Annotated in this window: 20 protein-coding genes; 12 read left to right on the forward strand and 8 right to left on the reverse strand. The window is 66.9% G+C overall.

Features of this window, described 5'->3' with window-relative positions:
• Positions 1-149: 149 nt before the first annotated feature.
• From AC1DCU_RS01765 to AC1DCU_RS01780, 4 genes are all read right to left on the reverse strand, one after another.
• Entirely contained in the window at positions 150-3,236 is a 3,087-nt protein-coding gene (locus tag AC1DCU_RS01765) for a TonB-dependent receptor (RefSeq protein WP_478014098.1), read from the reverse strand.
• A gap of 76 nt (positions 3,237-3,312) precedes the next feature.
• Positions 3,313-4,350 carry a LacI family DNA-binding transcriptional regulator gene (locus AC1DCU_RS01770; RefSeq protein WP_033831551.1) on the reverse strand — a complete coding sequence of 346 codons (1,038 nt, stop codon included), beginning with the start codon at positions 4,348-4,350 and terminating at the stop codon, positions 3,313-3,315.
• A 149-nt stretch (positions 4,351-4,499) separates the two neighbouring features.
• Entirely contained in the window at positions 4,500-4,775 is a 276-nt protein-coding gene (locus tag AC1DCU_RS01775; protein WP_032978785.1) for a BolA family protein, read from the reverse strand.
• Positions 4,772-5,071 (reverse strand): YciI family protein, encoded by a 300-nt coding sequence (locus AC1DCU_RS01780; protein WP_025876500.1) that lies wholly within the window; start codon positions 5,069-5,071, stop codon positions 4,772-4,774. Before AC1DCU_RS01780 ends, AC1DCU_RS01775 begins: the two co-directional genes overlap by 4 nt.
• 373 nt (positions 5,072-5,444) lie before the next feature.
• On the opposite strand from AC1DCU_RS01780, the gene AC1DCU_RS01785 reads away from it, so the two are divergent.
• From AC1DCU_RS01785 to AC1DCU_RS01800, 4 genes are read left to right on the forward strand one after another with little or no spacing between them, the layout of a single operon-like run.
• Entirely contained in the window at positions 5,445-6,350 is a 906-nt protein-coding gene (locus tag AC1DCU_RS01785; protein ID WP_025876498.1) for a segregation and condensation protein A, read from the forward strand.
• A 13-nt stretch (positions 6,351-6,363) separates the two neighbouring features.
• A complete protein-coding gene (gene scpB, locus AC1DCU_RS01790) occupies positions 6,364-7,236 on the forward strand; it encodes an SMC-Scp complex subunit ScpB (protein WP_032978782.1) in 873 nt (290 codons plus the stop codon).
• Positions 7,229-8,959 carry a pseudouridine synthase gene (locus AC1DCU_RS01795; RefSeq protein ID WP_032978780.1) on the forward strand — a complete coding sequence of 577 codons (1,731 nt, stop codon included), beginning with the start codon at positions 7,229-7,231 and terminating at the stop codon, positions 8,957-8,959. Before scpB ends, AC1DCU_RS01795 begins: the two co-directional genes overlap by 8 nt.
• A gap of 27 nt (positions 8,960-8,986) precedes the next feature.
• The gene (locus AC1DCU_RS01800; RefSeq protein WP_133119351.1) at positions 8,987-9,712 is read left to right on the forward strand and encodes a hypothetical protein; all 726 of its coding nucleotides are present in this window, start codon (positions 8,987-8,989) and stop codon (positions 9,710-9,712) included.
• Positions 9,713-9,776: 64 nt separating this feature from the next.
• Here the strand turns inward: AC1DCU_RS01800 and AC1DCU_RS01805 are convergent, their stop codons facing one another.
• Positions 9,777-10,565, reverse strand: a complete 789-nt coding sequence (locus AC1DCU_RS01805; protein WP_025876489.1) for an AraC family transcriptional regulator — start codon at positions 10,563-10,565, stop codon at positions 9,777-9,779.
• A 90-nt stretch (positions 10,566-10,655) separates the two neighbouring features.
• Between AC1DCU_RS01805 and AC1DCU_RS01810 the strand changes: the two genes are divergently transcribed.
• Both AC1DCU_RS01810 and AC1DCU_RS01815 read left to right on the forward strand, forming a co-directional pair.
• On the forward strand, positions 10,656-11,783 hold the full coding sequence (locus tag AC1DCU_RS01810; protein WP_282280565.1) for an MFS transporter: 1,128 nt from the start codon (positions 10,656-10,658) through the stop codon (positions 11,781-11,783).
• Between the two features lie 95 nt (positions 11,784-11,878).
• A complete protein-coding gene (locus AC1DCU_RS01815; RefSeq protein WP_088101761.1) occupies positions 11,879-12,172 on the forward strand; it encodes a hypothetical protein in 294 nt (97 codons plus the stop codon).
• Here AC1DCU_RS01815 and AC1DCU_RS01820 read toward each other — a convergent pair.
• The 3 genes from AC1DCU_RS01820 to AC1DCU_RS01830 all read right to left on the reverse strand — a co-directional run bounded on the left by AC1DCU_RS01820 (position 12,159) and on the right by AC1DCU_RS01830 (position 14,671).
• A complete protein-coding gene (locus tag AC1DCU_RS01820; RefSeq protein ID WP_025876484.1) occupies positions 12,159-12,596 on the reverse strand; it encodes a hypothetical protein in 438 nt (145 codons plus the stop codon). The genes AC1DCU_RS01815 and AC1DCU_RS01820 overlap by 14 nt on opposite strands.
• Positions 12,597-12,701: 105 nt before the next feature.
• Positions 12,702-13,508 (reverse strand): amidohydrolase, encoded by an 807-nt coding sequence (locus tag AC1DCU_RS01825; RefSeq protein ID WP_032978771.1) that lies wholly within the window; start codon positions 13,506-13,508, stop codon positions 12,702-12,704.
• A 14-nt stretch (positions 13,509-13,522) separates the two neighbouring features.
• Positions 13,523-14,671: a pyridoxal phosphate-dependent aminotransferase gene (locus AC1DCU_RS01830; protein ID WP_032978768.1), complete on the reverse strand. Its 1,149-nt coding sequence runs from the start codon at positions 14,669-14,671 to the stop codon at positions 13,523-13,525.
• Positions 14,672-14,784: 113 nt separating this feature from the next.
• Between AC1DCU_RS01830 and ccmA the strand changes: the two genes are divergently transcribed.
• Genes ccmA through AC1DCU_RS01860 form a run of 6 tightly spaced genes read left to right on the forward strand, consistent with a single transcriptional unit; the run spans position 14,785 to position 19,576 of the window.
• Complete coding sequence (ccmA, locus tag AC1DCU_RS01835; RefSeq protein WP_442251540.1) at positions 14,785-15,516, forward strand: heme ABC exporter ATP-binding protein CcmA; 732 nt, start codon at positions 14,785-14,787, stop codon at positions 15,514-15,516.
• The gene (gene ccmB / locus AC1DCU_RS01840; RefSeq protein WP_025876478.1) at positions 15,513-16,208 is read left to right on the forward strand and encodes a heme exporter protein CcmB; all 696 of its coding nucleotides are present in this window, start codon (positions 15,513-15,515) and stop codon (positions 16,206-16,208) included. Before ccmA ends, ccmB begins: the two co-directional genes overlap by 4 nt.
• Before the next feature lie 43 nt (positions 16,209-16,251).
• Positions 16,252-17,016: a heme ABC transporter permease CcmC gene (ccmC, locus tag AC1DCU_RS01845; protein ID WP_025876477.1), complete on the forward strand. Its 765-nt coding sequence runs from the start codon at positions 16,252-16,254 to the stop codon at positions 17,014-17,016.
• Positions 17,013-17,198, forward strand: coding sequence for a heme exporter protein CcmD (gene ccmD / locus AC1DCU_RS01850; RefSeq protein ID WP_025876476.1), 186 nt, complete (start codon positions 17,013-17,015; stop codon positions 17,196-17,198). The genes ccmC and ccmD overlap by 4 nt, the downstream gene beginning before the upstream one ends.
• Positions 17,195-17,656: a cytochrome c maturation protein CcmE gene (ccmE, locus tag AC1DCU_RS01855; RefSeq protein WP_025876474.1), complete on the forward strand. Its 462-nt coding sequence runs from the start codon at positions 17,195-17,197 to the stop codon at positions 17,654-17,656. The genes ccmD and ccmE overlap by 4 nt, the downstream gene beginning before the upstream one ends.
• On the forward strand, positions 17,657-19,576 hold the full coding sequence (locus AC1DCU_RS01860) for a heme lyase CcmF/NrfE family subunit (protein WP_282280567.1): 1,920 nt from the start codon (positions 17,657-17,659) through the stop codon (positions 19,574-19,576).
• Positions 19,577-19,580: the final 4 nt, after the last annotated feature.

Genomic DNA, 19,580 nt, shown 5'->3' on the forward strand with positions numbered 1-19,580 from the left:
TGGTTGATGACACCGCGGTCATTGCCCACGCCATTGCCCCCTGCCCGGCAATGGCGTGGGCAATGGACCGGCCCGGAGGCCGGCCATTGCCGTTGAAACCGGAGCCATCGGCGAACCGATGGCTCCGTGATGCTGCATCAGCGCTCCGCTTAGAAGCGGAAGCCCACTTCCGCCTTGACCTGGCGCGGGGTACCGATGACGTCACCGGTCTCGTTGTAGCTCACCAGCAGCGTGCCGTCCTGCTTCACGTAGTTCAGGTTCGAGAAGTTGTCGAAGTTGAGCACGTTGATGATGTCGATACGGGCATACAGCTCGGTATCGCCGGCCAGCTTGAAGGTCTTGGTCGCCTGCAGATCCAGCGAGCGGTAGCCGAAGATCTTGCCGCCGAGCAGGAAGTGACCATTGCCCGACGGGGTGCCGGCAGCCGGGGTCGGYATGCAGTTCGAATTGCCGGCCTGGGCGATGCAGGACCAATCGTTGCCCGGGGTCGGCGTAGCCAGGGTCAGCTTGCCGCCAAAGGTGATGCCCCAGAAACCGTCATACGAACCGGTGACCACCAGGCGATGACGCGGCGCGCCATTGGACTTGATGGTCGGGTACTCGCCGATGGTGCCGCGATCGAACGAGTAGTGCTCGTTGATGTTGCGGTTGTGGCGCGCATTGGTCCAGGTGTAGGCGATCGAGGTGCCCCAACCGCTTTCCTTGCTGTACGGCTTCTGCGCCGACAACAGAAGCTGGGTGGAGCGGGTCTTGATGCCCTGCTGGCCGATGATCAGGCTGCCGAAGCCCGGGATGTTGCAGTTCCACGGCTGGCCGTAGGTCGGCTCCTTGGCACCACACAGCATCTGGTTGTCAAAGAAATTGCCGTTGTTGAAGCGGTTGCCCAGGGTGAAGGCGAAGCCGTCATAGGTCAGCGTGCGCGAGATCGTGGCATCGGTCAGCCACTCGCCGAACTGGTTGCTCATGCCCAGGCTGAACTGGTCAGCGTAGGGCACCTTCATGTTGTTGTTCAGCAGATCGACTTCCATGCCTTCGTTGCTGGTGGAACCCAGCAGCGCCTGCACGTTCTCAATGCCGTTCAGCAGGTTCGGATTCCAGTCGAAGCAAGGGGTCTGGCCATACATGCAGTTGCCGGTGGCCGGGTTACGGAAATACACGGTCGGCTGCGGCAGCGCCAGCTTTGTGGTTTCCAGTGCCAGGTTGTCGAACAGATCGCGATCATAGGAACGGCCGGCGCCACCGTGGAACACGTGCTGCTCGTCGGCGTTGACGTCATACGAGAAGCCCAGGCGCGGCTGCCAGGCATTCTTGAAGTTCTTGCGGTTGCGGCCGGTGCTGATGTAGTCGTTGACGTCCAGACCGCTGCGCGCGAGGGTTTCGGCGTAGGTCTGGGAGACGCCTGCCGGCGCGTTCGGATCCTGCGAGAACAGTGCTTTCACAACCTCCGGCGGGGTCACGAAATCGGTATAGATCGGATTCTTCTCGTAATCCCAGCGCAGGCCGATGTTCAGCTGCAGGTGGTCGTTGACCTGCCAGTCATCCTGGATGAACAGACCGATCTGCTTGACCTTGGCGCGCACTTCAGACTGCACGCCGGTGACACCGGTGCTGGCCTTGGTGAACTGCGCCTTGTACGGGGTGCTGGACGGGAAGGCGGGGTTGTCGATGGTGTAGGAGAACTGCGGATTGATCTGCGCCGCGTCGGAGGCGTACAGATCGATCTGCTTGTACTTGGCACCCATCTTGATGGTGTGGTCACCGGCCCACTGCAGACCATCGAGGGTCAGGTTGTCCTCGATCGCCCAGCCCTTCTGGCCCTTCACCTGCGAGGCGAAGGCATCGGCCGCGCCGACCTGGACGAGGGTCTTCTCCTGCGGACGGTTGGCGTCGGAGTCACCGAAATCCGGCGCGGTGTAGATGATGCCGTTGCCGTAGTTCAACGGCAGCGGGTTGTTGAAGGCTTCCTCGTGGGTCACCATCAACTCGTTGTAGAAGCGCTCACCGCTGTGGTTCCAGCGCAGGGCGTAACGGCGGTCGGTGTTGTCCACGACCTTGCCGTGCACCTTGGCGGTCTGGCCACTGAACTGCTGCTGGGTTTCGTCGCGGTCCTGGAAGGTCAGTTCGATGCGATCGTTGTCGGTCGGCTCGAAGTCGATCTTGGCGAAGATCAGGTCCTGCTGGAACGGCTGGCTGGCCGGGCCGAGGCCGGCGGCGCCGTCAGCCGGCAGGTTGGCGGCCGAGGGGGTCACTGCGCCGTCCGGGGCGATGGTCACCGGCAGGTCGAAGCGCTTGGCTTCATAGGTCACGAAGAAGTGGGCCTTGTCCTGGATGATCGGGCCGCCCAGGGCGAAACCGTATTCCTTCTCTGCCGACTCTTCCTTGCTCTTGCCCGGCTGGCGCTCGGCCGGGGTCATCGCACGCATGCTGTCGTTGGTGTAACGGTAGAAGGTTTCACCCTTGAACTCGTTGGTACCGGACTTGGTCGCTGCAGTGATCGCGGCACTGGAAACCTGGCCGTACTCGGCCTTGTAGTTGCCGGTGATGACTTTGTACTCGCCGATGGCCAGCTGCGGGAACGGATTGCCGGCGCTGCCGGACTGGCCGGAGATACCACCGCCCTTGACGTAGCTCTTCTGGCCCACGCCGTCGATGTAGACGTTGGTGCCGTCGGAGTTGGTGGCACCGCCGCGCAGCGAGGTGTTGCCCTTGGCATCGCGGGTGAAGATCATGCCCGGCACGGCGTCGGCGAACTCCAGGAAGTTGCGCGACACCTGCGGGGTGGTCTGGATCTGCTGCAGGCTGACAGTCTTGCCGACTTCGGAGGTGCGCACTTCCTGCAGCAGGGTCGGCGCGACGACGTTGACGGTGTCCAGGTTGGTGGCGGCGGTCGTGCCGGTGCCACCAGCAGCCGCCTCGCTGAAGTTCAGCGTCGCGGTCGAAGCGACGGTAACGGTGATCTTCTGGGTCTGGCCGTTGGCAACGACATTGTAGGTGCCCGGGTCCAGGCCCATCAGCGAATAGCTGCCGTCGGCGCGCACGGTGCCGCGACGCACGGTACCGGTGGCGACGTTGGTGGCGGTGACTTCGGCACCGGCCTGCGCGCCGGAGACCTGGCCTCGCAGGCTGGCGTTGGCCGACTGCGCCATGACGTTCGGGGCGGCGGCCAGCATCAGGCAGCTGACCAGTGCGGTGCTCAGCAGCCGGCGCGCCGGCGTGCGGATAGTGGAATGCATCATCAACTCAATCTCCGGGTGGCGGTGACCGCTTGCGCGGCACCTGCGATCAATCAAAAAAGAAGGAACGCCTCTGGCTTCAATGGCCGGATGGCGGAGTGGTGGAATCGCGAACAATCAGGCGCGGGACCAGGGTCTGCTTGTCCCCTGTCCCATCCGTGGAGGTGCCGTCCATCAACTGCAACAAGCGCGACATCGCCCGATCGCCCAGTTCAGCGATGCTGACCTGCATGGTGGTCAGCGACGGGTGGACGAAACGCGCAAGCGGAATGTCATCGAAACCGGCCAGGGCGACGTCGGATGGCACATGGACACCTGCCTGCGCGAAGGCATACAGGCAACCCAGGGCCATCATGTCGTTGGCGGCGAATACGGCATCGGGCAGCGTGCCGGCTGCCAGCAACTCCTGACCGGCGCGATGGCCGGAAGCTTCGTCGAAATCACCGGGCAACTCGATGCCTTCGGCGCCACTGCCAAACGCCGCCAGCGCGTCACGGAAGCCGCGCAGGCGCTCGCGCGCGTCGAAGTTGAGGTCCGGGCCAGAAATGAATGCAATGCGCCGATGGCCGGCATCGAGCAGGTGGCGGGTCATCGCCATCGCCCCTGCATGGTCATCGATGCTCAACACCGGATGGTCCTGCCCAGGCAGGTAGGTGTTGATGAGTACCGTCGGCAATGCCTGCGGCAGGTTGTCGGTCAGGAACCCGGGGCTCTCGGCATAGGGCGAGAGCACCAGCAGACCGTCGACCCGGCCGCGCATGGCACGCAGGGCTGCGCCTTGCTGCTCCTGGTCGCCGTGATAGCTCGACACCAGCAGGTGCTGGCGCCGGCTGCGGGCGACGTTGTCGATGCCACGCATCAGTTCGGAGAAGAATTCGCCGTACAGGTCCGGAAGCACCACGCCCACCGTATTGGTGCGGCGGCTGCTCAGGCTGCGAGCGGCGGCATGCGGGGTGTAACGCAGCCGTGCGGCCACCTCCAGCACAAGCTGGCGGACCGGTTCGGCGACATTTTCATGCCCGTTGAGCGCGCGCGAAACGGTGGCCACAGAGACCTTGGCTTCACGGGCGACGTCTTTGATTGTTATGGCTGCCTTGTTCACGAAGCCGCCCTCCACGGCTTGGACCTACCAGCATTGGCGCGGAATGTAAGCGTTTCCATCTGCGCTTGTAAACAGTCCGTTAGGCGAATGTCCCTAAACGGACACAGAAATCTGTCCGTGGCAGGCCCCTCGACGGACCTGCCAGGACAGCCCGGGACAGGGTTTCAGCCCTGCTCTGACGGGGTGTGTGCGCGGATGGACAACGCGTGGATGTCGGTTTCCATCAACGTGCCCAAGGCGGCGTAGACTGCGCGATGGCGCGCCAGCGGGGCCATTCCCGCGAAGCGCTCGCTGACCACGTGCACGTTGAAATGGCCGCGACCATCGCGCGCTCCGGCATGGCCTGCATGGCGATGGCTGTCGTCTTCGATCTCAAGCACGCTGGGGGCCAGCGCGTGCTGCAGCGCGTCACGAATCTGCTCGATCCGTTTCGCGTTCACGGCAGCACCTTGCGGAACGGACGCACCTGCACCCGCACATAGACGCCCGCCGCGACGTACGGGTCGGCATCGGCCCAGGCCTGGGCCTGCTGCAACGAGTCGAAGCCGGCAATCACCACCGAGCCACTGAACCCTGCCGGGCCCGGGTCTTCGCTGTCGATCGCCGGACACGGCCCGGCCAGAAGCAGGCGGCCTTCATCGCGCAACGCGGTCAGCCGCGCCAGGTGCTCGGGCCGCGCCTGCAGCCGCTGGGCCAGCACATCCTGGCCGTCATATCCTTCAATCACATACCACACCGGCATTTCCTCGCTTGCGTTGCTGGTGAAGCAATTCTAGCCAATCCCGCCGCCTGCCCGGCCTCGGCTGGACACTGGCGCGGCAAAGGCTTACCCTAGGGACCATTGCACGTGGCTGGATGCAGCAGCCCGTCGGTTTTTGCGGCCAACGCAGCCCCCGACGACCGACCCGCTGCTTCGAACCGGTCCACCCGACCGGGCCACGTAGACGACCTCCCCGTAGTCCTGTCGCTGCCGTGTCCTGCGGAGCGCCCTGTTGTTTGATGTGTGGAACCGCGCCGAGACAGGCGCGCCTGGTGTCCTGGCGGTCCGTGGCAGTTGCCCGGTGTGTCAGCTACCGCGACTGGTCCGTTGCAATCCTGATCTCCATTAGATGACTTCCGAACTCGCGCTCGACGCGAACACGCCAACCCGGCCGCCCGCCCCCCAGCAGCAGGAAATGCCGCTGGCCGTGGTGCATGGGCAACCGGTCCTGCAGATTCCGCAGGACCTGTACATCCCGCCGGATGCGCTGGAAGTCATCCTGGATGCCTTTGAAGGACCGCTGGACCTGCTGCTGTACCTGATCCGCCGGCAGAACCTGGACGTACTGGACATTCCCGTGGCCGAGATCACCCGGCAGTACGTGGAATACATCACCGTGATGCGCGAGCTGCGCTTCGAGCTTGCCGCCGAGTACCTGGTGATGGCGGCGATCCTGGCGGAAGTGAAGTCGCGCATGCTGCTGCCCCGCCCCCCCAGCGTGGAGGGCGAGGAAGCCGATCCGCGTGCGGAGCTGGTGCGACGGCTGCAGGAGTACGAACGCTTCAAGCAGGCCGCCGAGGATATCGACGCCCTGCCCCGGCAGGACCGTGACACCACCGTGGCACATGCCTTCATGCCCGAGCGCGCCGCAGTGAAGCTGCCGCCGCCGGTAGACCTGAAGGAAATGCTGATGGCGCTGCACGACGTACTCAAGCGCGCCGAGCTGTTCACCGGCCACGCCATCAAGCGCGAGGCGCTGAGTGTCCGGCAGCGCATGGGTGAAGTGCTGGGGCGGCTTGAAGACGGCAGGTTCTATCGTTTTGAAAACCTGTTCACCGCCGAAGAAGGCAAGCTGGGCGTGCTGGTCACGTTCCTGGCAGTGCTGGAACTGGCCAAGGAGCAGCTGCTGGACCTCGTGCAGGAAGAACCGCTGGCGCCGATCTACGTGAAGTCCCTGGCCGCCGGCAATACCAATGCCCCGCTGCAGTTCAGCAGCGAGTTCGACGACAACGACGCCGCCAATGAAAACGAGTGAGCGCTGACTGCCGATGGATCAAACGCTGATCAACCGCATTGTCGAAGGTGCGCTGCTGGCCTCCAGCCAGCCGCTCACCCTGGCCCAGCTGAAGGACCTGTTCCCGGAAGATGAGCCGGCACCACCGGGCAGCATCGAACGTGCGCTGGAACGGCTGCGCGAGGGCTGCCAGGACCGTGGCGTGGAACTGGTGGAGGTGGCTTCGGGCTTCCGCTACCAGGTGACCGCCGAAGTACATGGCTGGATCAGCCGGCTGTGGACCGAACGCAAGACCCGCTATACCCGCGCCACCCTGGAAACACTGGCCCTGATCGCCTACCGGCAGCCGATCACCCGTGGCGAGATCGAGCAGGTGCGCGGCGTGGCGGTCAGCAGTAACATCATCCAGGCCCTGGAGGAGCGCGAGTGGATCCGCGTGGTCGGCCACCGCGACGTGCCTGGCAAGCCTGCCCTGTTCGGCACCACCAAGGGCTTCTTGGACTACTTCGGGCTGAAACGCCTGGACGAACTGCCGCCCCTTTCCGAACTGAAGGACCTGGGCGACCTGGAACCGCAGCTGGCGCTGGATCGCGACGCACCCCTCGCCGCCAGTGCCAACGGCCCGGACGTGAGCGCCGACCCGGACGCCGCTGCAAATGACGACCCTGGCACGACCGCCGGCGACACCCCCGATTCTGCCGACGCACTTCCTGCGGCGGCCGACGATGAGCAAGCACCTTCGCCCTCCGATGATGGGCACCCCGATTCCGCGCCGGGCGAGCGCGCGGTGACAGTGAACGAACGCGAAGACAACGCCGTCGCGAAGACGACCGTGGCTGTTGACCAAGCCGATTCCGAACCAGAGGCCGACCTCGAAACCGTCGGCCGGAGCAAAACTGATGAGTGACACCCCCCGCAAGCCCTCGTTGAACAAGCTTTCGCTCAAGCGCGAAGCCACGTCCGAACAGTTCAAGCTGGAAGAACGCCTGCACAAGGTCCTGGCCCAGGCCGGCCTCGGCTCGCGTCGTGCGCTGGAACAGCGCATTGCCGAAGGCCTGGTCAAGGTCAACGGTGAAGTCGCCCAGACCGGCATGTCGGTCAAGAGCGGCGACAGGATCGAACTCGACGGCCGCGGCTTCGTCGCCACTGCGCTGGCCGAGCCGTCGCGCGTGCTGGTCTACAACAAGCCGGAAGGCGAAGTGACCACGCGTGAAGACCCTGAAGGTCGCCCGACCGTGTTCGAATCCCTGCCGGCGCTGAAGGGTGCCCGCTGGATCGCCGTCGGCCGCCTGGACATCAACACCACCGGCCTGCTGCTGGCCACCACCGACGGTGAGCTGGCCAACGCCATGATGCACCCCTCCTTCGAGGTCGAGCGCGAGTACGTGGTGCGCGTGCGTGCCCCGGAAGGCGAGGACAAGGTGCCCGATGCCGTCGTCGACCGCCTCACCCGTGGTGTCGCACTGGAAGATGGCCCGGCCAAGTTCGATGAGATCGAACGTATCGGCGGCACCGATTCGCACGACTGGTTCCGCGTCGTGGTGAAGGAAGGCCGCAACCGCGAAGTGCGCCGCCTGTGGGAATCGCAGGGCTGCCAGGTCAGCCGCCTCAAGCGCACCCGCTACGGCAAGGTCAGCCTGCCGCGCGAACTGGCCCGCGGCCAGTCCGTCGAACTGCCGGGCAGCCAGGTCGAAGCGCTGCGCGCCGAACTGAAGCTGGAAGAAGGCGCGCCGTCGGCCCTGACCCTGCAGCCGGTGATCGGCCAGCGTCGTGCTGCCAAGACCACCGTGCGCGTACGCGAAGGTGGCCGCGGCAACGCTTACGTCAATGGTCACAACACCGCCGATGAAGGTCGCGAACTGCGTCGCTTCGACAACGTGCGCGAAGACCGCGGCCGCGGTCGCGGCGGCAAGGGTGGTGGTGGTTTCAAGGGCGGCCTGACCGTCAGCGGTGAAGCTGCTGCCAAGCAGTCGCAGCGCCCGTTCAAGCAGCGCGCGCCGAAGAACGACCGCTCGCTGCCGGAAGGCAACCCGGCCGCATTCCGTACCTGGTACGTGCCGGATGGCGTGAGCACCGGCCCGAGCGGCCACCGCAATGCCGGTCCGGGCGCTCGTGGCCCGGGTGCCCGTGGTCCGGGCGCAGGTGCAGGCGGCCAGGGCCGTCCGTACGGCAAGCCGAAGGGTCCGGGCGCAGGCGCCGGTGGCAGCCAGGGTCGTGGCGGCTACGGCGGTGAAGGTCGTGGTGGCTACGGTGGTGAAGGTCGCGGTGGCGCCGGTGGCGCAGGCGGCCAGGGTCGTCCGGCCGGTGCGGGCAACCGCTCGCAGGGCCAGGGCAACAAGCACCCGTACGGCCATCCGGGCAATGCCCCCAGCTTCCCGTCCGACCACGCCAATCCGGGCTTCAGCCCGTACGGCAGCTCGCGTCCGGCCGGCAACGGTCGTCCGGGCGGCAATGCGAATGCACGTCCGGGCGGCAACCGTGGTCCGGGTGGTCCGGGCGGCAATCGCGGCCCGGGTGGCCCCGGCGGCAACCGTGGTCCCGGCGGTCCGGGTGGCAACCGCGGCCCGGGTGGCCCCGGCGGCAACCGTGGCCCGGGTGGCCCGCGTCGCAGCGGCCCGCGCGGCGGCTGATCTCCACCTTCAATGAAGGACACAGCGATGACACGGATGTTGTCCCTCGGCGCCCGCATCGGCGCCGTGCTGGTGGCTCTGTTGCTGGTCGGCGGCTGCGAACGCGCTGCCGACCGGCTCAAGCAGGAAATCGCCGCCACGCAGAATCCCTGGCCGAAATCTTCGGCCCTGCACGATCCGGCCGACCGCATGCTGCGTCGGCTGATTGTCGATGAGCGCTATCTCACCCGCATCAAGCAGGCCGGCAGCAAGGACAAGGCTGCTGTCGCCGGTGCACAGCTTGCACTGGATGGCATCGGCCGCCTGCCCCGCCCCATGCTGGAGCGGCGTGCGCAGCTGCTGGCCGCAATGCTGCGCGGAATGCCGGTAGAGAAATGCGCACTGATCGCCCGCGCCACTACGGCGTCGGACATTGCGCAGGTAGGCAGGACCTTGTTCAACGAACTGGAGAAGCGTCCGTCGCAGGACATCGATTTCTGGTTCGAGATGAGCTACCAGGCCAGCCTCGCCGAGCTCGAACAGCGACCCGCAACCCCTGCCACTGAACAGCAGATTGCCGAGGCGACCGAGGCCCTGCTCGCCTCGATGGCTGACGAAAGCACGCGCGCGCGGGCCATGGCGGTACTGCCGCGGATGGACACCGCACCGGCTGCCGACGTCTGCTGGGCATCGCTGATGCTGCTCGATGCCGCGTCCAGCACCGTGCCCGAACCACATCGCGGCACATTGGCCTGGCTGATGGCCCAGCAGTAGACACGGCGACGGAAGCCGGGCCCGTGCGCCCGCTTCCCCGCGTTCGGCCGCGACCACTCCACTCTCACCCTGCCGCTCGAGCGCTTTCGGCGCGCTGGAACGCCGCAGGCGTGGTCGCGACCATGCTGCGGAAGAAGGCGATGAACGGACTCTCTGCCGAGAATCCAAGTTCCAGCGCCACGTGCGCGACACGATGGCCGAGCAGCAGCAGTTCCATGGCCCGCATCAACCGCCATTGCTGACGCCACGCCTGGTAGCCCATGCCGGTATCGCGTTGCATCAGGCGCCCGATCGTACGCACGCTCAGTCCGCTGCGCTGGGCCAGCTCGCCCAGTTCGGGCGGCAGCTGCTCGGCCACCGGCAGGCAGCGGGCGATGCGCGGGTCGCGCGGTAATGGCAGCTCCATCGGCTCCACCGGCGCAGCGGCAATCTCAAGCACGCACAGCGCCAGTTGATGCCCCGCTCGCGGCGCTTGCCAGTCATGTGCGAACGGCGCCTGCGCGATCGGCTCCAGCAGCGCCTGCAGCAGGGGACCGACACCAATGATTGCTGGCTGCTGCGGCAACTGCGCCGACAGCGTGGCATCGAAGTACAGCGACCGATAGTCCACCGCCTGTCGCATCTGCGCGCGGTGCAGCAGACCACCCGGAATCCACGCCGCGCGCGATGGCGGCAACAGGCTGATGCGATCGCCGAACGTCAGCCGCGTGCAACCGGCGCGCGTGTACAGCAGTTGCGAACGTGCGTGCTGGTGCCAACCGGAGTCATGCTCGGCCAGCGTGGCAGCGATACCGATCACCGGGGCGCTCCAGGCATCGGCATCGAAGCGAGCGTCGGGCTGCAGCCATGCCATGTCCGATTTCATCCATCTACTGTCGCAATCACTAGAGTGCGCCATCAGCACGGCCACGACAATGCGCGCCCCTGTTTCCGGAGCGCGCCGATGTCACCTCGCCTGCTGTCCCTCACCATTGCGCTGCTGATGTTTCCGCAGCTGGCGCAGACCCTGTACAGCCCGGCGCTGGCCGATCTGGCGCACCGCTTCACCCTGCCGGCCAGCGCTGCCAGCCAGGCGATGAGCCTGTACCTGCTGGGGTTCGCGCTGGGCGTCCTGCTGTGGGGAAGGCTGGCCGACCGCGTTGGCCGTCGCCCCGCCCTGCTGGGTGGCCTGTCCGTTTTCGTGCTGGCGGCACTGGGCGGATTGGCGGCCGGCACGTTCGGCCAGGTGCTGGCTGCGCAGATGCTGGCCGCCCTGGGCGCCGCCGCCGCCTCGGTGGTGACCCAGACCGTGCTGCGCGACCACCTTGAAGGGCCCGCGCTGGCGCAGGCGTTCTCCTGGATTGGCATGGCGCTGGCGCTGAGCCCGGCGATCGGGCTGGCACTGGGCTCGCTGCTGGTCGCTGCCGATGGCTATGCCGGCGTACAGGCCGGCCTGCTGCTGATCGCTGCATTGCTGATGCTGGGCTGCGTAACCGGGCTGCGTGAAAGCCGGCCCGCGCAGATCGCGCCCGTACCGCTGCGGCCCCTGCTGCGGCAACTGCTGGGCGACCGTTGGATCTGGTCGCACGCGCTGCTGGTCATGGCCTTCAACGTGGCCATGTACAGCTGGTACGCGCTGGGGCCGTTCGTGTTCGCACGCCTGCACTGGCCGGCCAGCTGGTTCGGCGCCAGCGGTGCGGTGCTGGCGCTGGGTTCGGCGTTGGGCGCGTGGGCCAATGGCCGCCTGTTGCGTGTCGGCGTCCCTGCGTTGACGCGCGTCCGCATTGCGGCATCGCTGGTACTGGCTGGTGGTGTCCTGGCCGCGCTGCTGCGCGGGCAACCGGTCATCGTGATGGCGATGCTGCCAGTCGTGGCGGGATTCGGCCTGGCCATCCCCAATGTGCTCGGGCAGGCACTACGCGGCTATGCACACTGCCTGGGCAGTGCCGGCGCCCTGTTCGGCCTGCTCTACTACCTGCTGATCGGCGCGGCGATGGCCGTTGTCGGCGCACTGCAGATGCTGGCGCCATCCATCATCGCCTGTGCACTGTTGGCGCTGTGGTTGCTGCGTCCGCGGAGCGCGCTGGCCTAGGAATTGCTGCAAACGCTCTGCACTGTGCGCCACTGCCGGAAACCGCGCGGCAGCGCTGGCTATGGTGCGTGTTCTCCGCAACCACGCAGATGTCGATGATCACCATCACCGCAGAACAGGCCCGCGCAAACGCTGACGCCGCCATTCGACCGATCGAGCAGTACTACAGGGATCTGGACAAATCGATCCAGGTCGGCTCGGAAAACGGCCGCCGTTACATCGTGTTCGGCTTCAACAAGGCGCTGGCCAGCGAGCGCCTCGTCGACGGCGTCGTCGAGCAACTGCTGCAGAACCGCTTCAGTGTCGAACGGCTGCCCAGCGACGCCGAGCAGCACTACATCCGCATCAGCTGGGAAGCCGGGGAGCCCTCCCGCCTCAACGCCGGCTGATGGTGAACGCCGCGCCGTCCACACCCAGGTCCCAGCCCTTGCCGGTACCGGACAGGGCCAGCGAGATATCGCCCTTGGTCATCACCTGCGCGTTGCTGGACTTCACCGCACCGGCATGCGCGCCGACCGAGGCGTAGGTGCCCAACAGCTCGCCGACGCTGCTGGCGCCGGTGAAGCTGCCACGGCCATCGGTGATCTTCGACTTGCCAACGGTCAGGCCGCCGCCCTTCAGCTGGATCCGCACCGGCATGCTGGAACCGTTGGTGCAGTGGATGGTGCCGTTGCCCGAGGCGGTCTTGTAGATCAGTGACCAGCCGGACAGGTTGTAGCGCAGCTGGCAGTCAAGGTTGCCACCGGCCTGCGCGGTCGGGGCCAGGGACGCTGCGGCCAGCGCCAGCAGCAGGGCAAACGGCTTGGTATTCATCGGCAGAACATCCACATCGGTCGGAATGTGGGCGAATCTAGCAGCGCGCGCGTGCACGTTGGATGCAGGCGCGCGCGGTGGGGCGGGAAGCGTTCAGCCGCCGTATCAGGCCTGCACATCCAGATGGAAGGCATCGGCATCGAGCATGGCCGGGAAGCGTGCACGATGCGAGGCCAGTGCTTCGGCGGAGATGGTGGTGGTCACCACCTGCTCGCGCTCGCGGATCTCCACCTGCGGCTGGCCGAGGAAGTCGATGACCGCGCTGTCGCCAGCGTAATGCAGCTGGTTGCCGTCCACGCCCACGCGGTTGACTGCGGCGACGAAACACAGGTTCTCGATCGCCCGCGCGCGCAGCAGGGTCTTCCACGCGTAGGCGCGCGCGGAAGGCCAGTTGGCGACRAAGATCTGCAGGTCGAAGTCCAGCTGTTCGGCTCGCTCGACGTTGTAGCGGTTGCGGCAGAACACCGGGAAACGCAGGTCGTAGCAGACCTGCGGATTGATCCGCCAGCCCTTCCATTCCACGCACAACCGGTCGCGGCCGGCGGCGTAGCGCTCGTGCTCGCCGCCGTAACGGAACAGGTGACGCTTGTCGTAGTACTGCAGGCCACCATCGGGGGTGGCGAACAGCAGGCGGTTGTAGACGCCCTCACCATCGCGCAGCTGCACGCTGCCGATCACTGCCGCATTCAAGGCTTTGGCCTGCGCGCGCACCCACGCCACGGTCGGGCCGTCCATGCCTTCGGCCTGGGCGATGGCTTCGTTTGAAAAGCCACTGGTGAAGGTTTCCGGCAGGATCACCAGATCGGTGGTGCCGGCCAGCGGCGCCAGCAGCGCGCCGTAGTATTCGCGGTTGCCGGCCGGGTCGTGCCAGCGGGTGTCGCCCTGGACGAGGGAAATGCGCAGGTCCTGCATGCTGTCTCCTCCGCTCACAGCAGGCGCAGGCGTTCGATCGCCGCGTCCAGGGTGGCCTCGTTCTTGGCGAAGCACAGGCGCACCAGGCGCTGGCCGACCGGCGCGGTTTCGTAGAACGGCGACAGCGGAATGGCGGTGACGCCCTTCTCGATGGTCAGCCACTTCACGAACTCATGGTCCGGCAGGTCACTGATGGCCGAATAGTCGACCAGCTGGAAGTAGCCGCCCGGCACCGGCAGCGCCTTCAGGCGGGTACCGGCCAGCTGCTCGCGGAAGCGGTCGCGCTTGGCTTCATAGAACGCGCCCAGTTGCAGATGATGCTGCGGCTCGTCGCGGATCATCGCAGCGAAACCGTACTGCGCCGGGCCGAAGCTGGTGAAGGTGTTGTACTGGTGCACCTTGCGGAACTCGGCGGTCATCGCCGCCGGCGCCACCGCATAACCGATCTTCCAGCCAGTGCAGTGATAGGTCTTGCCGAAGCTGGAGATGACGAAGGTGCGCTCGCGCAGTTCCGGGTAGCGCAGCGCCGATTCGTGGCGACGGCCGTCGTAGATGATGTGCTCGTACACTTCATCGGATATCAGGTAGATCTGCGTGCCGCGCAGTACATCGGCCAGCGCCTGCATGTCGGCCTCGTCCAGCATCGCGCCGGACGGGTTGTGCGGGGTGTTGACCATCAGCAGGCGGGTGCGCGGGGTGATCGCCGCGCGCACGCGGTCCCAGTCCACCGCGAAGGTCTGCGGGTCCAGCGGCACGTGCACGGCGGTGGCGCCGGCCAGTTCGATCGCCGGTTCATAGCAGTCGTAGGCCGGGTCGAGCACGATCACTTCCTCGCCGGCACGCACCACGGCGTGGATGGCGTTGAAGATCGCCTCGGTGGCGCCGCTGGTGACGGTGATCTCGGTGTCCGGATCGATCGTCGCGCCGTACAGGTCCAGCGACTTCTGCGCGATGGCCTGGCGCAGCGGTGCCACGCCGGTCATCGGCGGGTACTGGTTCAGGCCGGCGGCCATCGCCTTGCTGGTCTCGTCGATCAGGCGCTGCGGCGCGGAGAAATCCGGGAACCCCTGGCCGAGGTTGACCGCGCCGTGTTCGGCGGCGAGCTGGGACATCACGGTGAAGATCGTGGTACCGACCTTGGGCAGCTTGGTGTTCGGTTGCATCGGCCTGGGCTGTGGGGAAACAAGGGCTGGAAGTGTACGAAATCCCGACCCGGCCTGCGGCGCCGACGGTAGCGCCGGGTCATACCCGGCGGCTCTTTGCACATGCCGCACCGATGGCAAGCCGCGCTGCGTGCTCGCCGGGCACGGCCCGGCGCTACCGGGTCACATTCACCGCTACAATTGCTGCCGCACTCCCGCATGAAGACCCCTGCGCCTTGAACACCCCTGCATTGCTGGCCGCCAGCGGCCTGAGCTTCTCCCGCAATGACGAGCCGGTGTTCGGCCCGCTGGACTTCCACGTGGATGCCGGCGAGGCGCTGCTGGTGCAGGGCGGCAACGGTGCCGGCAAGACCACCCTGCTGCGCGTGCTGTCAGGCCTGGCGCGCCCGGGCGCGGGCCAGGTGCTGATCGACGGCAGGCCGGCCAGCAACGCCGAGCGTGCGCGCTATGTCGCCTACCTCAGCCACCTGCCGGCGCTGAAGCCGGACCTGGACACGCTGGAGAACCTGCATTTCCTCTGCGGCCTGCACGGCCGCCGCGCACGGCAGATGCCGGGCAATGCGCTGGCCATCGTCGGCCTGGCCGGCTACGAGGACACCCTTGTGCGGCACCTGTCGGCCGGACAGAAGCGGCGGCTTGCGCTGGCCCGCATCTGGCTGTCGCCGGCACCGCTGTGGCTGCTCGACGAACCCTATGCCAACCTCGACCTGGAAGGCATCAACCTGGTCAATCGGATGATTTCCGCACACCTGCGCAGTGGCGGCGCCGCCCTGGTCACCACGCATGGCGCCTATGCCGCCCCGCCGGTACGCACCCGCCAGCTCGATCTGGGGGGTGAAGCATGATCGCGCCAGGCACCGAACCAGGCCTGTGGCAGACCGCCCGCGCGCTGATTGCGCGCGACCTGCGCCTGCTCTGGCGGCGTCGCGGCGATGCCCTGCAGCCGGTGCTGTTCGCCCTGCTGGTGGTGGTGCTGTTCGCCCTGGCCCAGGGCCGGGACCCGCAGCCGCTGGCCGCCACCGCCGGTGCGGTGCTGTGGTTGGCGGTACTGCTGGCCGGGCAGCTGGCGCTGGATTCGCTGTTCCGCTCCGACGCCGAAGACGGTTCGCTCGAACAATGGCTGCTGGCGCCGGTGCCACTGGCGTGGCTGGTGCTGGTGCGGGTGCTGCTGCATTGGGCGACCACCGCCCTGCCACTGATCCTGCTGAGCCCGTTGCTGGCGGAAATGCTGCATCTGCCGCATGACCAGCTGCCGATGTTGCTGGCATCGTTGCTGCTGGGAACACCGTTGTTGAGCCTGATCGGTGGCGTGGTCGCTGCACTGACCGTCGGCATCCGGCGCTCTGGTATTCTCGTGGCGTTGCTGTCGTTGCCGTTGTACGTACCGGTGCTTGTCTTCGGTGCCGGCAGCCTGGCGGCAGCCAGCCGCGGGCAGGACCCGGTCGGTGCGCTGCTGATGCTGGGCGCTGGACTGGTGATCGCCCTGGTGCTGGCACCGCTGGCCACCGCTGCTGCGATCCGTATTTCTCTGAGTTGACCGAGCTGAGAGCCAATCCACCCCTGCTGGATAGCCGCCACGCATGAATCCGATCGTCCGCTGGTTCCATCAACTCGGTTCGCCCCCGACCTTCGATCGTTTCGCCGCACGCTGGTCCCGCGTGTTCTACGCTGCGGCGGTTCCGGTGCTGCTGATCGGCCTGTGGCAGGGCCTGTTCGTGGCACCGCCGGAACAGAACCAGCACGACGCCTTCCGCATCATCTACATCCATGTACCCAGCGCCTGGATGAGCCTGTTCGTGTTCGCGCTGATGGCCGCCTACGCCGCCATCGCGCTGATCTGGCGCATCAAGATCTGCGAGATCCTGGCGATGGCCTGTGCGCCGATGGGCGCCGGCTTCACCCTGATCACCCTGCTGACCGGCAGCATCTGGGGCAAGGGCACCTGGGGCACCTGGTGGGACTGGGACCCGCGCATGACCAGCGAGCTGATCCTGCTGTTCCTGTACCTGGGCGTGATCGGCCTGTACCACGCCATCGAAGACCGCCGCAGTGCCGCACGCGCGGCCGGCCTGCTGGCCATCGTCGGCGTGGGCCTGCTGCCGATCATCCGCTATTCGGTGGACTGGTGGGGCGCGCTGCACCAGCGCCAGTCGATCAACGTGTTCGGCGAGAACGCCGTGCGGCCGGAACTGATCGCCCCGCTGTGGTGGATGGTGGTGGCCACCAAACTGTGGTTCGTCGGCTCGCTGCTGGCCAAGGCGCGCGCCGACAACATCGCGCGCGAGGCCGGCAAGGCCTGGATCGGCGAGCGCTTCGGCACCGCGGATGGGGAGGCACGGCGATGACCCACCTGCCCTACCTCATCGCCGCCTTCGCGGTGTTCCTGCTGGTGCTGGCCTGCGATGCGCTGGGCTCGTGGCTGCGCCTGCGCAGCGCCCGACAGCTGGCGCAACGCCGCCAGCAGCGGCTGCAGGCGCGTGGCAACGCGTCGGCACCGGCGCCGCTTGCCACCGAGCTCAGCCGATGACGCCGGTACAGCGACGCCGCATGATCTGGGTGCTCCTGCTGTTGCTGGCCTCCGGGCTGGCCACCACGCTGGTGGCCTTCGCCCTGCAGCGCAACATCGCCTACCTGTACACGCCTTCGGAAGTGCTGCGCGGCGACGTGGATGCGCAGTCCCGCTTCCGCCTGGGTGGCATGGTGGTGAAGGGGTCCTTCGATCGACCCAGCGGCTCGCTGCAGGCCCACTTCGTGGTCACCGACGGCGATGCAACGCTCCCGGTCAGTACCGACCGCATCCTGCCGGACATGTTCCGCGAGGGGACCGCCGTGGTCGCCAGCGGTCGCCTGCAGGACGGTACCTTCGTCGCCGACGAGGTGCTGGCCAAGCACGATGAGAACTACGTGCCCAAGGAAGTGGCCGACAAGATGGGCGATGCGCATCGCAAGCACGATGTGCCGGTCACGGCGCCCGAGGCGCGCTGAGTGCTTCCCGAATTCGGTCAGATCCTCCTGCTGTGCGCGCTGCTGGCCTCGCTGCTGCAGGGGGTGCTGCCGCTGGTGGGCGCGCAGCGTGGCAATGACGCATGGATGGCCGTTGCCCGCCCGGCGGCCTTTGCCCAGCTGGTGCTGCTGGCCGGCGCCTTCGCCGTACTGACGGCGGCTTTCGTGCAACAGGATTTCTCGGTGCGCTACGTCGCCGAGAACTCCAATTCGCTGCTGCCGTTGATCTACCGCTATTCGGCGGTGTGGGGGGCGCACGAAGGCTCGCTGCTGATGTGGGCGCTGGTGCTGGCGCTGTGGACCGGTGCAGTGGCGCTGTTTTCGCGCCACCTGCCGGCACCGGTACAGGCGCGCGTGCTGGCGGTGATGGGCGTGGTCAGCGTCGGCTTCCTCGCCTTCCTGATCTTCACCTCCAATCCGTTCCTGCGCTTGAACCCGGTGCCACTGGAAGGCCGTGACCTCAACCCGTTGCTGCAGGATCCGGGGCTGATCATCCATCCGCCGATGCTGTACCTGGGCTACGTCGGCTTTGCGGTGCCGTTCGCCTTCGCCGTGGCGGCACTGCTGGAAGGCCGTGTCGATGCACGCTGGCAACGCTGGACCCGGCCCTGGACCAATGTCGCCTGGGGCTTCCTCACGCTGGGCATCGCACTGGGCAGCTGGTGGGCGTATTACGAGCTGGGCTGGGGCGGCTGGTGGTTCTGGGACCCGGTCGAGAACGCCAGCTTCATGCCCTGGCTGGTCGGCGCGGCGCTGATCCATTCGCAGGCGGTCACCGAAAAGCGTGGCACCTTCGGCAGCTGGACGCTGCTGCTGGCCATCGCGGCGTTCGCGCTGTCGCTGCTGGGCACCTTCCTGGTCCGCTCCGGCGTGCTGACCAGCGTGCATTCGTTCGCGGCCGATCCCTCGCGTGGGCTGTTCATCCTGATCTTCCTGTCGGTGCTGGTGGGGGGCAGCCTGCTGCTGTATGCGCTGCGTGCGCCGCGGCTGGCCGTGGATGCCGGTGATCCGCGCCGTGGCTTCACCGCGACCTCGCGGGAAACCCTGCTGCTTGCCAACAACCTGCTGCTGGCCAGCGCCTGCGCGATGGTCCTGCTGGGCACCCTCTACCCACTGCTGGCCGATGCGCTGTCGCTGGGCAAGATCTCGGTGGGCCCACCGTACTTCGGCAGCCTGTTCCTGCTGCTGATGGCACCGATGGTGATGCTGCTGCCGTTCGGTCCGCTGGTGAAGTGGCAGCGCGACCAACCCTCGCGCGCACTGGCATTGCTGTTGCCATGGGCGGGGCTGGCTGTACTGCTTGGCGCCTGGGCCTGGTGGCAGGCGCCGCAGAATGGCTGGAAGGCCGGCATCGGCGTTGCGGCTGCGGCCTGGGTTGGGCTGGGCACCGCCCGGTTCGTCTGGCAGCGCCTGCGTGGCAATGGCCGCTTCACTGCCGAAATGCTTGGCATGATCGTCGCCCATGCCGGTGTCGCGGTGTTCCTGGCCGGCGCGCTGCTGGTGGAAGCATTGAACGTGCAGCGCGAAGTGGCGCTGTCGCCGGGCCAGCAGGTAGTGGTCGCCGGCCACGAAGTGCGCTTCGAGGGCGTGGACCACCGCGAAGGCCCCAATTTCATCGCTGATCGCGGCCATCTGCGGGTGCTGCGCGACGGTCGCGAGCTGGCCCTGCTGCATCCAGAGAAGCGCCAGTACGCCAGCGGCGGCCAGGTGATGACCGAAGCAGGCATCGATGCACGACTCAGCGGTGATGTCTACGTGGCATTGGGCGAGCCGCTGGGCAACAATGCATGGGCGGTACGGGTGCACATCAAGCCCTTCGTGCGCTGGATCTGGCTGGGCGCGCTGTTGATGGCCCTGGGCGGATTCATCACCGCTGCCGATCGCCGCTTTCGTCGTCCGTAGGAGT

This window comes from Stenotrophomonas sp. 10L48, assembly GCF_056395105.1.

Excerpts from the sequence above, each read along its gene's own strand:
- AC1DCU_RS01785 (WP_025876498.1), top strand. The coding sequence starts at position 5,445 with ATGACTTCCGAACTCGCGCTCGACGCGAACACGCCAACCCGGCCGCCC.
- scpB (WP_032978782.1), top strand. The coding sequence starts at position 6,364 with ATGGATCAAACGCTGATCAACCGCATTGTCGAAGGTGCGCTGCTGGCC.
- AC1DCU_RS01795 (WP_032978780.1), top strand. The coding sequence starts at position 7,229 with ATGAGTGACACCCCCCGCAAGCCCTCGTTGAACAAGCTTTCGCTCAAG.
- AC1DCU_RS01800 (WP_133119351.1), top strand. The coding sequence starts at position 8,987 with ATGACACGGATGTTGTCCCTCGGCGCCCGCATCGGCGCCGTGCTGGTG.
- AC1DCU_RS01805 (WP_025876489.1), bottom strand. The coding sequence starts at position 10,565 with ATGGCATGGCTGCAGCCCGACGCTCGCTTCGATGCCGATGCCTGGAGC.
- AC1DCU_RS01810 (WP_282280565.1), top strand. The coding sequence starts at position 10,656 with ATGTCACCTCGCCTGCTGTCCCTCACCATTGCGCTGCTGATGTTTCCG.
- AC1DCU_RS01815 (WP_088101761.1), top strand. The coding sequence starts at position 11,879 with ATGATCACCATCACCGCAGAACAGGCCCGCGCAAACGCTGACGCCGCC.
- AC1DCU_RS01820 (WP_025876484.1), bottom strand. The coding sequence starts at position 12,596 with ATGAATACCAAGCCGTTTGCCCTGCTGCTGGCGCTGGCCGCAGCGTCC.
- AC1DCU_RS01830 (WP_032978768.1), bottom strand. The coding sequence starts at position 14,671 with ATGCAACCGAACACCAAGCTGCCCAAGGTCGGTACCACGATCTTCACC.
- ccmA (WP_442251540.1), top strand. The coding sequence starts at position 14,785 with ATGGCAAGCCGCGCTGCGTGCTCGCCGGGCACGGCCCGGCGCTACCGG.
- ccmB (WP_025876478.1), top strand. The coding sequence starts at position 15,513 with ATGATCGCGCCAGGCACCGAACCAGGCCTGTGGCAGACCGCCCGCGCG.
- ccmC (WP_025876477.1), top strand. The coding sequence starts at position 16,252 with ATGAATCCGATCGTCCGCTGGTTCCATCAACTCGGTTCGCCCCCGACC.
- ccmD (WP_025876476.1), top strand. The coding sequence starts at position 17,013 with ATGACCCACCTGCCCTACCTCATCGCCGCCTTCGCGGTGTTCCTGCTG.
- ccmE (WP_025876474.1), top strand. The coding sequence starts at position 17,195 with ATGACGCCGGTACAGCGACGCCGCATGATCTGGGTGCTCCTGCTGTTG.